The organism is Streptomyces sp. NPDC001851 (assembly GCF_040297165.1).
Classification (GTDB): domain Bacteria; phylum Actinomycetota; class Actinomycetes; order Streptomycetales; family Streptomycetaceae; genus Streptomyces.
This window is the reverse complement of the sequence record NZ_JBEOYR010000031.1, coordinates 79943-93659: the sequence shown is the minus strand read 5'-3', so window position 1 is coordinate 93659 and position 13717 is coordinate 79943. Positions and strand designations below refer to the sequence as shown.

14 protein-coding genes and 2 pseudogenes are annotated in these 13717 nt (G+C 69.3%); 8 read left to right on the top strand and 8 right to left on the bottom strand.

Annotated elements, in window-relative coordinates; translation table 11 throughout:
- Nucleotides 1–198 precede the first annotated feature (198 nt).
- From ABT171_RS34540 to ABT171_RS34520, 5 genes are all read right to left on the bottom strand, one after another.
- A complete protein-coding gene (locus ABT171_RS34540; RefSeq protein ID WP_351250351.1) occupies nucleotides 199–408 on the bottom strand; it encodes a hypothetical protein in 210 nt (69 codons plus the stop codon).
- Nucleotides 409–545: 137 nt separating this feature from the next.
- Nucleotides 546–908 carry a hypothetical protein gene (locus ABT171_RS34535; protein ID WP_351250350.1) on the bottom strand — a complete coding sequence of 121 codons (363 nt, stop codon included), beginning with the start codon at nucleotides 906–908 and terminating at the stop codon, nucleotides 546–548.
- Between the two features lie 167 nt (nucleotides 909–1075).
- On the bottom strand, nucleotides 1076–1555 hold the full coding sequence (locus ABT171_RS34530; protein ID WP_351250349.1) for a hypothetical protein: 480 nt from the start codon (nucleotides 1553–1555) through the stop codon (nucleotides 1076–1078).
- Nucleotides 1556–1788: 233 nt separating this feature from the next.
- The gene (locus tag ABT171_RS34525) at nucleotides 1789–2352 is read right to left on the bottom strand and encodes an SMI1/KNR4 family protein (protein ID WP_351250348.1); all 564 of its coding nucleotides are present in this window, start codon (nucleotides 2350–2352) and stop codon (nucleotides 1789–1791) included.
- Nucleotides 2353–2900: 548 nt separating this feature from the next.
- Nucleotides 2901–3923, bottom strand: a complete 1023-nt coding sequence (locus tag ABT171_RS34520) for a hypothetical protein (protein ID WP_351250347.1) — start codon at nucleotides 3921–3923, stop codon at nucleotides 2901–2903.
- 139 nt (nucleotides 3924–4062) lie between these two features.
- Between ABT171_RS34520 and ABT171_RS34515 the strand changes: the two genes are divergently transcribed.
- The 5 genes and pseudogenes from ABT171_RS34515 (at nucleotide 4063) to kilB (ending at nucleotide 7583) form a co-directional block, all read left to right on the top strand.
- Nucleotides 4063–4476, top strand: coding sequence for an alpha/beta fold hydrolase (locus tag ABT171_RS34515; RefSeq protein WP_351250368.1), 414 nt, complete (start codon nucleotides 4063–4065; stop codon nucleotides 4474–4476).
- Between the two features lie 349 nt (nucleotides 4477–4825).
- Complete coding sequence (locus ABT171_RS34510; RefSeq protein WP_351250346.1) at nucleotides 4826–5371, top strand: hypothetical protein; 546 nt, start codon at nucleotides 4826–4828, stop codon at nucleotides 5369–5371.
- Between the two features lie 122 nt (nucleotides 5372–5493).
- Nucleotides 5494–5898 (top strand): annotated as a pseudogene (locus tag ABT171_RS42010) (IS1380 family transposase); the annotation flags it as partial.
- A 119-nt stretch (nucleotides 5899–6017) separates the two neighbouring features.
- A complete protein-coding gene (locus tag ABT171_RS34500) occupies nucleotides 6018–6728 on the top strand; it encodes a hypothetical protein (RefSeq protein WP_351250345.1) in 711 nt (236 codons plus the stop codon).
- A 384-nt stretch (nucleotides 6729–7112) separates the two neighbouring features.
- Nucleotides 7113–7583, top strand: coding sequence for a plasmid transfer protein KilB (gene kilB / locus ABT171_RS34495; RefSeq protein ID WP_351250344.1), 471 nt, complete (start codon nucleotides 7113–7115; stop codon nucleotides 7581–7583).
- A 48-nt stretch (nucleotides 7584–7631) separates the two neighbouring features.
- On the opposite strand, the gene ABT171_RS34490 is transcribed toward kilB, so the two are convergent.
- A complete protein-coding gene (locus ABT171_RS34490; protein WP_351250343.1) occupies nucleotides 7632–8981 on the bottom strand; it encodes a hypothetical protein in 1350 nt (449 codons plus the stop codon).
- A 191-nt stretch (nucleotides 8982–9172) separates the two neighbouring features.
- Between ABT171_RS34490 and ABT171_RS34485 the strand changes: the two genes are divergently transcribed.
- Both ABT171_RS34485 and ABT171_RS34480 read left to right on the top strand, forming a co-directional pair.
- The gene (locus ABT171_RS34485; protein WP_351250342.1) at nucleotides 9173–9787 is read left to right on the top strand and encodes a hypothetical protein; all 615 of its coding nucleotides are present in this window, start codon (nucleotides 9173–9175) and stop codon (nucleotides 9785–9787) included.
- A gap of 29 nt (nucleotides 9788–9816) precedes the next feature.
- Nucleotides 9817–10290 (top strand): hypothetical protein, encoded by a 474-nt coding sequence (locus ABT171_RS34480; RefSeq protein WP_351250341.1) that lies wholly within the window; start codon nucleotides 9817–9819, stop codon nucleotides 10288–10290.
- 276 nt (nucleotides 10291–10566) lie between these two features.
- On the opposite strand, the gene ABT171_RS34475 is transcribed toward ABT171_RS34480, so the two are convergent.
- Nucleotides 10567–11826, bottom strand: a complete 1260-nt coding sequence (locus ABT171_RS34475) for a PP2C family protein-serine/threonine phosphatase (protein WP_351250340.1) — start codon at nucleotides 11824–11826, stop codon at nucleotides 10567–10569.
- 156 nt (nucleotides 11827–11982) lie between these two features.
- Between ABT171_RS34475 and ABT171_RS34470 the strand changes: the two are divergent.
- Nucleotides 11983–12145: pseudogene (locus ABT171_RS34470) on the top strand (carbonic anhydrase); the annotation flags it as partial.
- A gap of 186 nt (nucleotides 12146–12331) precedes the next feature.
- Here ABT171_RS34470 and ABT171_RS34465 read toward each other — a convergent pair.
- Nucleotides 12332–13309 carry an L-threonylcarbamoyladenylate synthase gene (locus ABT171_RS34465; protein ID WP_351250339.1) on the bottom strand — a complete coding sequence of 326 codons (978 nt, stop codon included), beginning with the start codon at nucleotides 13307–13309 and terminating at the stop codon, nucleotides 12332–12334.
- Nucleotides 13310–13717 lie beyond the last annotated feature (408 nt).

The following is a 13717-nucleotide window of genomic DNA, read 5'->3' as shown; positions in this document are numbered from 1 at the left end:
CGGCAGTCGACACAGGGCGGAACACCTGTGCGATCCATGTGAACGGGCAGGCCCTTACGGGAGCGGGCAGTTCCTTCACCTCACACACAGACCGTCACCGTGAGACCAACGTCACACAGGAGGACGCTACTTCACACTCAGCCAACCACGCCTTTTACGTCGTGTTCCTTATGGTTGGGGCGAGTTGACAGGGAAAAATCACTTTGAAGTGGAAGAAGGGCCGCGTCGTCCGGTGCAGCGCCAGAGCTTTCCGAAGTTCTTCATCCATGAGTTCGTGCGCTCCACGACCCAGCGGCCGTCGGTTCGGATCGGGGTCCTGGTGCCGCGGTTGGCGGTCCTGGGCGTGATGCCCCTCCGGACGAAGCCGTCGTGGGCGGGCTTGTAGTCGTAGCCGGCGTCCAGGCTCACTTCCGGGAGGGTTTCGGGGAGCAGGGCGTGGTCGCGGAGGTTCGCGCCGGCGGGGACGTGACGAGGGGTACGCCGTAGCAACTCGGTCGGCTGGGACCGCTTCAGGCGCCGCCTACCCCGGTCCACCGGGACTTCGGTCAGCCAGCGCCCAGCCAGGTCACGACAGCCAGCACGAGTGGGACAGGGCACGCCACCGCAGTCAGCAACAGCCGGCGTCCGGCCGGCGTCATGCGACGCACCGCGGGCACAAAGGCGAGGGCGGCGAGCAGTGCGGCACCGCCGGCCACGCCCGCCGCGTACTGCGCGAGAAAGCCCCCGACGGCCGCCCCTTCCGCGGCGCCCCACAGTGCGACCATGCCGACCAGGAAAGTCAGCCATGCCATCGACAGGGCCGTGGCAACGCCGAGCACAGCCGTCAGCAATGTGACCCCTGGATGGGCTGTGGCCGGCGGGGTCGGCTTCCACGGGCCGTAGAGCTTCGCATACGTCTGAGGATTCATGAGCCGATGATCGTCGGCAGCCCTCGTGCACTTCATGAGGCGCTCTACTCAACCAGGCGCGCAGACGTACTCATTCTCGGCTCCTCCAGCGCCCCAGTGAGCACTGCTCGCCAAGTACGTTGCCGGTTCGGCGAGAAGACGGGCGGCGTACACGTCGCCGGGGCCTGTCAGTAGAGGCTCCAGTCGTCTGTGTCCCAGTGGCCGTCGTGGCGGACGCAGCCGCCGTCGGCGACGACCAGTCCCTCGCCGGTACGTCGCCCGGGGCTCAGGGACAGGGCGACGCCGTGGTCGTCGGTCGTGTGGATCTCTTGCAGGCCGGTCGCTTTGCCGGTGACCGGGTCGGTCACCGGCTCCGTCGTCACCTTCCATCCTCGCTCGGACCACCGCCTGCGAAGCTCGGCGACCGCCGCGCGATACCCGGCGTCGCCGTGCTGGAAATCCGGGGCCCAGGAGACGGACGGCTGGTCCCGGTGGGTGTCACCCCGGTCGACACCGAAGTCGTCCACACAGGATGAGCTGGCCCTGGACCTTCCCAGGAGCACGGAGTCCGGAACCGAGCCCAGGAAGAGAACTGTGTCCTCGCCGGCGGCTTCCGTGTCGCGTACGTGCTCCAGGAACTGCGCCTCGGTACGGACTGGACCCGCCATGGCGGAGCAGCCCGTGACGGACCCCACGAGCAGGGACACCGCAACGGGCCCGGCAACGGACAGCCCCAGGACCCTGAACCGGCGGCGGGAAGCGGACGTCACGGGAGCGGCGGAAGGAGTCGGAGTCATGAAGCCATCCGAACACTCCCAGCCAGGCCCGCGACACCGTCGCCGTACTCAGTCTCGTACTCAGAAGGGCCCGAGTGCCTGGAGCGTCCTCATGGCCCACAGCATCACCGCCCGGTCATTCCAAGGGTCTGGCCGGCCGTCGCGAAGCGGTGCTCCGTCGGCTGCAGCACTTCGTAGAGGGAGCCGAAGTACTCCGTTTGCGCCGTTCCGGTGAGCACCGCCAGCAGGAAGGCGACGCACCCCATGTCGTGGTGCTCCCACAGGGGGCCGCGCCCCTCGTTGTAGAGCACCGTCCAGTCGTCGGGGTGCTGAGCGGGCCGCGCCAGCCAGTAAAGGAACGCTCCGGTGCCCTCCTCGAATGCCCATGGCAGGACAATCGCCCCCGCTTCCTGCAGGCTGGCCGGCTTGTCCTCGAACTCCCACAGGTCGGCCAGGATCTCGTCTCGTTCCGTCGTCTGCGTGTGCAAGTCGCAGTCGCCGTAGGCGGAGTCGGGGACGAGCAGCCAGATCGTCTCATCGAAGATGCCGTCGCCGTATGTCTCGACGAGTTGCTTGTAGTCGGCGGGCAGAGCCGTACCAAGGGCGCGCTCGGCTTGCGCCCAGTCCACTGCGGGTGGCGGATCGGCGGGCGGCGGGCAGAGGCGGACGAGCGCATCGAGGGCGATCACGAAACGAACGCTATCGGCATACCGGCCGGTATCCGTGGGCGGGTCAGCAGGCCGGGCGAAGATCCGTGGCGGAACCCGGGCTCTTCGGGGTGAGGGCTTCGGCGCCCCGGGACCTGCGCATGTCGGGTGGTCGATGAGCGCACATCGGAAGACCCAGGCGTGGTCGTCTGCCGGGACCAGTCAACCGATCGACGAGGGAGACGCAGGCTTCACATCGGTGAGCGGTCAGGTAGCGGTGTGGTCGATGCGCCTTGGCCGGTCTGAAGACCTGATCACCCTGGATCGTGCTCGGTCGGTTTCATGGTGCACAGACCGCCACGGCCGGTCTGTGCACCATGTACCACCTCAGGCTGAGGAAGCCGGCCCGGAGTGTGCGCCTGCGGGCCGTCGTACGCGTTGCGGATTGCCGAGCGGGTCGTTCGCAGGGAGACGACGGCGGCCATAGACCGTCGGCCAGGCACAACCAGCGGGCGCACTGGCGCACAGGGGTTGATGAGGTTCAGACCGCGTGCGGCGGACAAGGGCCGCACGGTGATGGCCGGTCTCGATCAGCGTGCCGTGCGTACCGGAAGACCGGACGTGCCCGAGACAGTGGAGGTACCGGTGCCCGTGCCGCGGCAGCCCTTCGGGACCGCCGGGAACGCTGTGACCGTCTCCGGCGCACCCTTGCCGCCCTCGACACGGGTGACCAGCTCAGGTGCCGCGGTGTTCGCACCCGTTATCCGCGCCAGGATGCCGGCGTCAGCGGGCAGCGAGGGGTGGCTCTTGTCCAGCGGCATCAGCACCGGCCGCTCCTTGCCGTCGTCGTAGACCGACGTGAAGGAGACCCGGGGCCCGCTGGGGCGGTTGGTCATGTGCGCCAGGGTGCCCGCCCCGATGGACTGTACGCGGGTGGCGGTGCACTTGTCCGTCGGGGGCTCACCGCCCGTGGCGGCTTGCGGGTCGAAGGAGGTGATGATGCCGTCCGCGCTCAGGACGACGTAGATCGCCTTGCCGCCCGGGTCGACGATCTCCTCCCCGGCGTAGACGTGGGACAGCCTGCCGTGGCCGTCGTCGACCGCGTGTGTCTGAAGGGTCAGGAACGCACCGCCGGCGGGACGCTTCAGTTTCGCCCGCCACTGGTTCTTGCCGGTCTGCTCGACGATCGCGGTGTAGCCGCGGGCGATCGTGAACGTGCCGGGCCCGCGGAACTGGTTCTTGCCCGAGACGGCGATCCAGTCCCCGAAGTGCCCCTGCGGGGTGAGGAACGTGTACTCGCCGTTGTCCTGGAGCGCCGCGGTCTCACCGTTCGCGTCGATGACGCTGGTGCCGTAGTAGGTGACGATCCGGCCCCAGTAGTGGGAGGCCGAGACACGGTAGATCTCCACGAATCCGCCACCGGAGGCGAGCTGCTCGGTACGGACCATGGTGCCGCCTGGGTTCTGCCCGGCCACGACACCCGGGTGCGCGGTGTCGGACGCGGCGGGTGCGGCCATGGCGGCAGGCACGGCGCCCGCGACCGGGACGAGGGCGGCGACCGTGGCGGCGCACAGCAGGCCGAGGCGCCGAGCAGCCGGACGGGTCAAGGACATGATTCCCCCTGGGAATGGGTAGCGGTCGGTGGTTCATCCCCTCGCGCGCTGTGCCTTCCGGCGCCACAGCGGGCCATCCGGTCACGATGTCCCTCGGTCGCCGTAACACTGGTCAGGCGCGCGACGTGATCATCCTCACCTGCCATCTTGCGCTGGTCTATGCCGGAATCGTCACTGCCGTGCAACAGGCGGGCGGGCGCTCGACCGCCAGCCGCGGCTTCAGTGGTGCCGGGAAGCGCCTGGCATGGTGCGCTGGCTGGTCCGCGCGGTCTCCGACCTGCCCGATCGCAACGGATGGATCGAGGTGCTGGACGCTTTGCAGTCGAGCGACCTCTCCCGTGTACTTCCGCAGATCACCGCGCCCACGCTGGTGCTGTGCGGGGAGCGCGATCGCGCCGGTCTGCCGGATGCCCGACGGACCGCGGCGGCCGTCCCGCGAGCCCACCTGTCCGTGGTTCCGCACACCGGGCATCTCCTGCCCGTGACGGCGCCGCATGCCTTCAATGCCATCGCCCGGGGATTCCTCACCCCGGAATGCCGGCAGACGCGGTGAGGGCGTCGTGATCCAGTACCACTTCATCATCACGCGGCTTTGAGTGATCACACGCCCCAGCGGATGCCCTTGTCCGGTGCGCGTGCCGGAGCGTCAGAAGCCGGCGGTGTGCGTTTCACGCCTTACACGTCGCGGCCGGCCAGGATGCGGCCGATGCCGAGCATGAGGGATTCCTGCGGTCCACCCGACCTGCTTGTCGAACTTCGTCCGTACCGTCGGCCGTGCCATTGCGGGGTGCCTGCGGGCTCCCCGCACCCGGGAAGCGGCCACCGACGCCAGGACGGCCCACTGGCCGAATTCCCGTGTGTCTGGGCGGGCGGATACGCCTTGGCCGGGTGAAGCTGTAGGCGTGAGCATCAGTAGCGAGCGCCCGGTAAGTGCTGGGCAGATCTACGCGGCGCTGGCCGCTCTGGCAGCTGAGCCGGCAGCAGATCCGGAGAAGCGACCCGAGGGGCCGCAGGAAGAAGACCGCCTGCACCTGCTCGGCAGTCTGCTGGCGAAAACGGAACTTGAGATCACCGCCGCGACCCGTCTGACCGAGGAAGAGGAGATCGAGGACGTCCTTGAGACGTTGCTCGGCTGGGGGGAACAGGTGGGAGCAGATCCCGGCCTGGCGATCAACGTCCTGACGAACCGGCTGCAGCGCACCGCGCTGCAGGTCTCCGAACCCGAGGCGGAAGAACTGCCACCCGGCCGAGAGGCCGCCTTCGCAGCCGTCATGACAGCGGTATACACGCTCAGCGCACAGTGGCACGCCGAGCAGGGCGATACAGAGGGAACCCGACACGCTCTGAGCGGGGCGGAAGAAGCCCTCATCGACATCCTGCAAGGCATCCATGACCTGCGCGTCGCCATCGGCGACGGACCCGGGCCTGAGACCGAAGCCGACAGCTGACCCGCTCGGCACCTGACCCGCAAGAGCCTCCACCGGAGAGAGCCGGCATGGGGCTTTCGGTCCTCGTCCCGCGCGCCGCCCGCAGGCTCACCTGCTCCGGCGCTGCGACTCTGCCGTGCTCACAGATCTTGCTCGACCTTGCTCCGGCAGTCGCGCTCGGCGGAGACCGCCTCGCGGGCATCGCCATGCTGCGGTCCGAGCCGGCCGTCTTTGGCCAGGTGGCATCGGTTCCTACCGTTTCTCGCCTCATCGACGTCCTCGCTGCCTCGGGCATGAAGATACTGAACGCCGTCCGTCGGACACGGTCCGGAGTCCGTACCCGGATCTGGCCCGTGGTCGGCGACCGGGTCCCGGATGCGGGCGGCAAGGTGACGGGGGACCTGGACGGTGCACGCGTCGTCGCGCGCTCGACAAGCCAGGATGCGGCACCGACCTGCAAGAAGACCTGCGACCGTCATCCACTGAGGGACGTCGTCGACCACGGCCACGGCCGCCGACCACATCACCGACCCGCCTCGCTCCGGCCCTACTCCCTCACATACCAGGAGCCGGGGACGGGCTGGCAGCTGTTCGGCTTGCCCTGGCCATAGGGGGATCCCACGGAAAAGCGTTCGACTACCGGCCGCCAACAAGCCATGATCCGCTCGTGACAACGTCGAAGCAGTTCATGGTCCGGGCCGCCGCCCGTAACAACGCCGAGTGGTGCGCAGCGATGAGCCGATCGCACGGCCTGGTGAGCGAGTTCGGCCCGGAGGCTTGGGCGGCCCCGGCCCGCACGCCGCAGTACTACCCCGACGCGGTGACGCTGGTGCCGGGTGTCGACCCGGCCGGGCTGGCGGCGCGTATCGACACCACTGCGCCGGGCGCCTCCGTCAAGGACAGTTTCGCCGACCTCGACCTGACGGCGGCCGGCTTCCAGGTCCTGTTCGAGGCGCAGTGGATCCATCGCCCGGCGACTGCACCCGCCATCTCATCCGATCTCGCGTGGGAGGTGGCCGACGCACCGGACACGCTGCGCGCCTGGGCACTGGCCTGGGACGACGAGGAAGGCAACGCGGACCTCTTCCGGCCCGAACTGCTCGACGACCCGGCCACCTTCGTGCTCGCCGGGCGGGCCCCGGGCGGCCAGGTGGTCGCCGGAGCGGTGGCCAGCCGCAGCGGCCAGGTGGTCGGAATCTCCAACGTCTTCGCGTCGGACGGCGGTCCTGACGCGGCCTGGCCGGTCGTACTGGAAGCGGTACACCGGCTGTTCCCGGACTTGCCGGTGGTCGGCTACGAGCACGGTGCTGACTTGGAGACCGCCGTGCGCCACGGCTTCGAGCCGGTTGGTCCACTGCGGATCTGGCTACACGGATAGAGCGGCTCCAGAGCAGCCCGAGCCCGACGTTCGCGACCTCCGGCCCCACGGGAAACGTGACTGCCAGGAGGGGGGACGTACGGGCTCTGCCGGTGACCTTGTGATGTCACCGGCCTGAGCCGGGCATCTACCAGGTGTCTGTGCAGTACGCCGCCACAACCGCGCGGTGGAACGGCCTACCCGTCTCACTGCCCGGTTTGGATCCTGGTTTCAGCGCCTGGAGCCAGCAACGTTGTTGGTCACCGCTGGAAACGCTGAAAGTGCGCCGGTACTTGTGGGTCCGGAGCGTCGCGGGAGTAACCCGGCCGCCCAAGGCGCCGCCGTGTACCTCGCTGTTCGCCGGCCTCACCACCGGAACGGACCACCCGAGAGGACCAACACCTGATGTCGATATGGCCTTCGATCGTTGCCGTACTCGGCACGCTCGCCGGTGCCCTGACCGCCGGCCTCCTCCAGCACCGTTCGGCACGCACCGCGCGTGCCGAGGAGCGCGCCGACAGCCACCGCCAGGACCAGCTCCGTGCCGTCACCGACTTCGCGGCCGCCCTGGACGCGCACCGCTCGGCGATGTTCCACCGGGAGCGTCTGGCGCTGGCCGAGGCAGGCTCCGAGCACCAGCTGGAGGCCCAGACGAGGTCCCACGACACCCGGGCGGCAATCACCGCGCCGCACATCCGCCTTCAGGTCCTGGTCCCCGAGCTGGCCGGCCCCGCTCAGCAGGCCGCAGATGCCACATATGCGTTGCGCAAGGCTCTGGACCGGACCGAACTGGACGCCCGGCGGCATGCGGCCAAGGAAGCATCCGTCGCCTTCGTCGCCGCGGCCGCCACGCTGCTGAGCCCCAACGACCGCTGACTGAGGGCGACCACTCCGGCGTCCTGGCCGTCCGGTCGTGCCGCTCCATCAGAGGCGGTGTAGTGGAGCCGTGCTGTCGACCCAGTGCCAATTCACCGGCTGCCACCGCTTCTTGAGGGCAGTTCGCTCCTTGGCGTAGGAGCGCAGCGCGTCCTCCACCACCTGGCCGAGGTCACCGAGGGAAGCGGGACACGGGACGCGGAGCATCAGGTGCTGCGTGCGGTGCACGAGCACCAGCTCGCCCGTGGGGGTGCAGTCCACGAGTGTGAAGTGCTTGAGCAGCTTGAACCGCGCCTCTTCCAGGTCCAGTCGCTGGGCTCGGACTCCCGTGGCGGTCCAGGCGAACAGTCCGTACCGGTTGAGGTGGTAGATCCGCTCGCGTGCGGGGTCGGCGGCGATTGCGAAGCAGAAGCCGGTGAAGGGACTGTCGCGGTGCAGATGCATGCCGCCGAGCTGGCCGACGAACTCGCCCTTGTCGCTGACCAGGACGAAGGCGAACCGCTGGCCGCGGCTCCCGCCCCGGTTGATGTGTCCGAAGATGGGGACGACGAACAGGTCCTCACGCACCACCGCAGGCCGGCCGAGCCTCGCGTCGTGCCAGTCCCATCGCCGCGCGGTCTGCTGGAGCCCGGTGAGGTACTCCGTCAGCGAGGGCCGCGGCCGATGGTCCATGCCGACCGGCATGCCGTTGAACAGGACGTCCGGCCGCAGATCGGCTTCGGTGTGCTTGACCGGTTCTGCCTCCATGGAGGCCAGGGCCTGCAGTGTCGGCTTCGAGGTCGGAGTGAGGGGCCGGTCGGTGATCGCCACGATGTTGTTGAGCAGATTGCCGTAGTTGTAGAGCCCGTACTCGCCGGTCGTGCACAGCAGACGGCCTGCGGGAGTCGTACTGATCCAGGTGGCGAACGGGTCGCGCGGGCCGTTCTCGTGTCGGCTGCGGGGCATACCGTGGTGCGCGGTCACCGCCGTGAGGTCTGCGGTGATCAGATGAGTGTGGTCTCCCGGTCCGGTCGCCGCGAGTGTGCCGTCGGGCAGGACACACAGTCCCTTGGCCCACCACAGGTCCCTGCCCAGCCCTGTCGTGGGGCCGCCCAAAGTCGTGTCCTGGCGCAGGTAATGCTCGCTCTGCCCCGAGACCGCGGTGGCGAGCACGGTGCCGTCGGGGGCGTACCGGGTCACGAGCGAGTACCCGAAGTGCGCCTTCGCCGGGTCGGCTTCGTCGCCGGCCACACCACGGGTAAAGCGGTGGACGCTGTAGAGGGCATAGATATCACCGGAGGGCGCGGCGGCCACGTCTTCGACCTTCAGACCCCAGCCGTCGGTGTACTTGCGTTCCAGGTCAACCGCATGGTGATCCACGAGCGCGGACGGCAGCGGCACAGGCATGGTGTAAGTCATCAACCCATTCTCACCGGCCCCACTGACATGGTGGCGCCCTGGGCACGAGCGGCTCGCTCACCCGGTCAGGCCCGGAGAATGGTTCGTCGTAGCTGCTTCAAGGAACGTAACGAGAGCGGCCGCTGATCCGCCCGGTCCGAGTGGCGGAAGTGCCGTTGAAGTAGCGACCAGCCGTCCACAAGGCTGCTGCCGTGGGTTTTCCGAACTTCACCGCGCCGCCGCCCGATCCCGAACCCCCCGCCGTCGACGCCTTCCTCTCCGCCGTCGACCACGCGATGAACAGCAACACCTTGCTGCTCTCAGCGGATTGCGATGTGCCCGTCGTAGCGGAGAACCGCCAGGATGTCCTCCGTGCCTTCCTGCGCAGTGCCGTCTTCCAGCGGCTCATGCGTGCCGCCGACGTGCGCCGCAACTGGCACAACCTGACGGTCGAGTACGACAGCGAGCCCTTCGAGCATCCGCTCCTGCGCGAGGGCTTCCACGCCGCGATCAGCCCACTCGACCATGCGGGCTTCCTGGCACGGCTGCGCTGGATGCTCTGCGAGGCGTTCAGCCCCTACGGCCACCACTACGCGGCGGCGGAGGCCGAGCAACTGGTGTGCGGCTTCACGCGGGTACTGCTGGGCGCAGACGGCCCGGCATGGTCCTTCGCCGCTGTCAGCCCCGACTTCCTGCGCTCCACCGGCTACTACAGTGGCGAGAGGCCGCAGCCGCCGGTGTACTTCGACGGCAGTGGCTCCGACACCGCCACATTCGTCCACCGGGACCGCTCCTTCCACCTGCTGCTGACGAACGGCTCGCCTTGATTGTCATACCCAGGCGATAACGTGCCGGTGTGGCTGACATCTACGAACTCTCCCTCGCTCTGAATCTGCGCGAGGGGCTCTCTGACCAAGAGGTCGCAGAGCTGCGGTGGCATCTCGGGCTGGGACCCAAGCCGGAGCGTCTCGGCATCGTGTCCGCATTCCCGATGGCCGTTGAGGGAGAAGACGGCGAACCTGTCGTGGTGGACGAGCCTGTGCCTCTGCTGGCTCAGCAGGGCGAGGCGTGGAAGGTGGGCGGAGTGCTCGTCTCGGTGCTGTTGAGCCCTCAGGACACCCGTCACGGAACATGGGCCCTGACCGTTCGGCAGGAGATACACCCCGACGAATTCGACAGCACTGGTGAACTGCTCACCTGGCTGGCCTCAAGAGCAGATGACCGGCACCATACGTCCACCGGCGAGATCCGCCTGGGCTGGACCAGGTTCTGTGACTCGGACCGCTTCGAGCCCTTGGCGGTTCGAAATGGCGAGGTCGGCTGGCCCTGAGACTGTCTCACGGCTTGGCAGCGAGCACCGCACGCCGCACGGTCCCGGGTCTCGACGGTGCCCGGGCGGCGCGCCTTTTCGTGATCGCCATCGTGTCCGCTGGGCCTGGGCCTGGGCCGTCAAGGGCGGGGCACAGACGATGAAGCGCGGTGGCAGCATGCTTCCGCGCCTGTCTCGGCGAACGACGAGGTCAGCCTGCGCGGGCCGGCCGAACGGCTGGTTGTGGAAGTGCTCTGCGGTGTGGCTCCCGAGTCACCGACGACGACATCGGCTCGATCAGTACGGTCGGGTCGTTCGGTCCAGGCGGACGACGACGATGGCGATGTCGTCGTTGGCGCCGCTGGCGACGTCGAGGCGGGCGAGGAGGGCGTCGGCGAGGTGTTCCGCGCCGAACTCGGTGCAGGTGGCGAGCGTGGAGGTCAGGCGGGCCAGGCCCGCGTCGATGTCCTCACCACGGCGTTCGATCAGGCCGTCGGTGTAGAGGACAAGGGTGTCGCCGGGCGTGTAGGTCGCGTTGGCCTGGGGACGTGGGACGTGTTCCGGGCGGGCGCCCAGTGGTGGGTCGGTGGCCTGGTCGAGCAGCTCGCAGGAACCGTCCGGGTGCAGTAGGACGGGCGGGGGGTGGCCGGCGCTGCTGTAGATGAGCAGGTGGCTGTGGCAGTCGACGAGGACCTGGACGGCGGTGGCGGCCAGTGCTCCCTCGACGGAGCGGGCGTACAGCCCCAGGACCTCCAGTGCCTGGGCGGGGCCGTGGACGGTGCGGGTGGCGGCGCTCAGTGCGCTGCGGAGCCTGCCCATGACGGTGGCGGCCATCAGCCCGTGGCCGACCACGTCGCCGACCGTGACGGTGAAGCGGTCGGCGGGCAGGTCGACCGCGTCGTACCAGTCGCCGCACACGTTCAGTGATCCGGTCGCGGGCAGGTAGCGCACGGCGATGTTCGGGTGCCGGGCCAGGTCCGGCGAGTGGAGCATGGCCTCCTGGAGCGCGACGGCGACGCGCCGTTCACGGGCGTGGGCCTGTCGCAGTTCCTCGTTCAGCCGCTGCAGTTGCCGCGCCCGGGCGTACAGCTCGGCTTCCATGGCCGCTTCCCGGCCGGGCCGGACCGAGGGCAGTTGCGCCGTGCGGCGGGCGCGGACGACGTCGGTCATGTCCTCGGACCGGTGGATGATCCAGGCCACCCTTCCGTCCGGGCCGAGGACGGGCACGTTGATCGCGGTCCACCACCGCTCCTTGAACACCTCGGGGTTGCCGGCGATGGGGATGTCGTACTTCTGCAACGCCATGTGATCCGTCTGACCCAAGGACAGGACACGGTGCAGTGAGGCCTTCAGCGTCGCCACCCCGTCAGCCTCCGGGTCGGCGGGGTTGTCCGGGAAGGTGTCGAAGAGGTACTGCCCGATCAGCTCGGCCCGGCTCCGCCCGGTCACCTCGCAGAAGGCCCGGTTGGCAGCGGCGATCACCAGGTCCGTGCCGAGCACCAGGCACGGGCTCGGAAGGGCTGCGAACACCCCGGTGTAGTCGATCTTCGGTGTCACACGCTTTCCCTGCCAGTCTCTCGCTCCTCAATCTACGAAAGGTCCAGCTCCCGCGCCCGCCGAGCGCGCTCGTGGGCAGCGGGTCGCACCCCTGCCCCGCGGGGGTGTCGTCGGCGGTGTGTGACGGCGCCGAGATCATCTCCGATCACGAATCCGGGCGATCCCTCCGTGGTGCGCACCGCCGGCCACGTCATGGGCCCGGAAGTGATCGGCAGCATCCAGTACGGCGTCGGCGTGCTGGACGGCCTTCCGGGCATGGTCATCGGCCACGAGTCGGTGCGGCGCGGTCGGCGCGGCGTGCGCAGCGCTGGAGGACGGTACGGCACGGCACGTCTCGTCGCGGCCCGTGGCCTCGACATGCCCGTCGCCTTGGCTCTGCGACATGCCCGTCGCCTTGGCTCTGCAAGGATCGGAGACAGGCTCTGCGGATCGGGTACGAGATCGCCCACTGGGCCACGCAACCGGTGGCCACCCCGGCAGGCACACCGAACGGTGTCGGTGCCCGTCACGCCTGGGGCCGGGGCCCCGCGGCGCGGCGCAGCCGGTTGGCGATCGCGAGTCCCAGGCCCTCCTCCACCGGCAGGGACGCGACGATCAGGTCGCACCCCTGCTGGTCGAGCTCGCGCAGGAACCCGTACAGCCCGCGCGCGTAGGCTGCCATCACCCCGGGGACCGTCACCACGGCGTGCGCCTTCACCGGGGCGTCGGCGAGGGAAGGGGGAAGAAGCACGCCCACCCGGTGCCCCATCTCCTGCGTGAGCTCCGCTTCGGCGACGACCTTCTCCGGCTCGACGAGGACGACCCGCGCACGCGGTGCGTAGTGGGACGGATGCTGGCCCGGCACCCGGACACGGCTGGTGGAGTGGACCGCGAGCGGGGACCCCAGCACCGCTTCGAGGTCCTCGCGCGTCACCCCGCCGGGCCGAAGGATGCTCGGGCTCTCGCCCGTGGCGTCGACGATGGTCGACTCGACGCCGACCTCGCAAGGGCCGCCGTCCAGCACGAAGTCGACGGCATCACCGAGCTCCGCACGGACGTGGTTCGCCGTGGTCGGGCTGACCTGGCCGAAGCGGTTGGCGGACGGGGCCGTGACACCGCCGCCGAAGGCCGACAGCAGCGCGAGGGCGACGGGGTGGTCGGGCACGCGCACGGCCACCGTCTCCAAGCCGCCGGTCGCTTCCAGCGGCACCCGGCGACCGCGCCGCAGGACCAGCGTGAGCGGCCCCGGCCAGAAGCGCTCGGCCAGCAGGCGCGCGGTCGCCGGCACGTCCTCGACCCAGTCGTCCAGCAGATCCGCGCCGCCGATGTGGACGATCAGCGGGTGGGAGGGCGGACGCTCCTTCACCTGGAAGATGCGCGCCACAGCGGCGGGATCCTCGGCGTCGGCGCCCAGACCGTAGACGGTCTCGGTCGGGAAGGCCACCAGCCCTCCGGCGCGCAGCACACCGGCCGCCTGCTCGATATCACTGGTTCTTGCCGTCACCGTCGCATCCTCCCACTGTCCCGCTCTCCCGCATTCCGTGGTCTCACCGATGCATAACGACGAGACGACGGCCGACGGCACCGCATCCGAGACCGCGCCTCAGCGCCGGCCCTGGCCGCCCACCGCCAGCGAATTCCGTAACTCGATGGCCGTGGGGCCCGGTTCGGCCGGAGCGTGCCGCCTGGGTGCGGGTCGGCCGTCCCGGCTGGTTGTCGCATCCTCCCGGAGGGAGTGGTGGTTTCTTGATGGAGCGCGTCCGCGTCGGCTCCGTGGCTGTCGCCTGTGAGTCGTATGGAGTGGGAGGAGCCGGTTCTGTGTGTCAGTGGCATCCACGCTGCCAAGGCATGGATGCCACTGGTGGAGGCACTGACCGCGAGCGGGCCTTGAGGTGCGCGCCACCACGAGCGG

What these genes read in the sequence shown, in the direction of transcription:
- ABT171_RS34490 (WP_351250343.1), bottom strand. Translation starts at nt 8,981, where the DNA reads ATGACTTACACCATGCCTGTGCCGCTGCCGTCCGCGCTCGTGGATCAC.
- ABT171_RS34520 (WP_351250347.1), bottom strand. Translation starts at nt 3,923, where the DNA reads ATGTCCTTGACCCGTCCGGCTGCTCGGCGCCTCGGCCTGCTGTGCGCC.
- ABT171_RS34535 (WP_351250350.1), bottom strand. Translation starts at nt 908, where the DNA reads ATGAATCCTCAGACGTATGCGAAGCTCTACGGCCCGTGGAAGCCGACC.
- kilB (WP_351250344.1), top strand. Translation starts at nt 7,113, where the DNA reads ATGTCGATATGGCCTTCGATCGTTGCCGTACTCGGCACGCTCGCCGGT.
- ABT171_RS34530 (WP_351250349.1), bottom strand. Translation starts at nt 1,555, where the DNA reads ATGGCGGGTCCAGTCCGTACCGAGGCGCAGTTCCTGGAGCACGTACGC.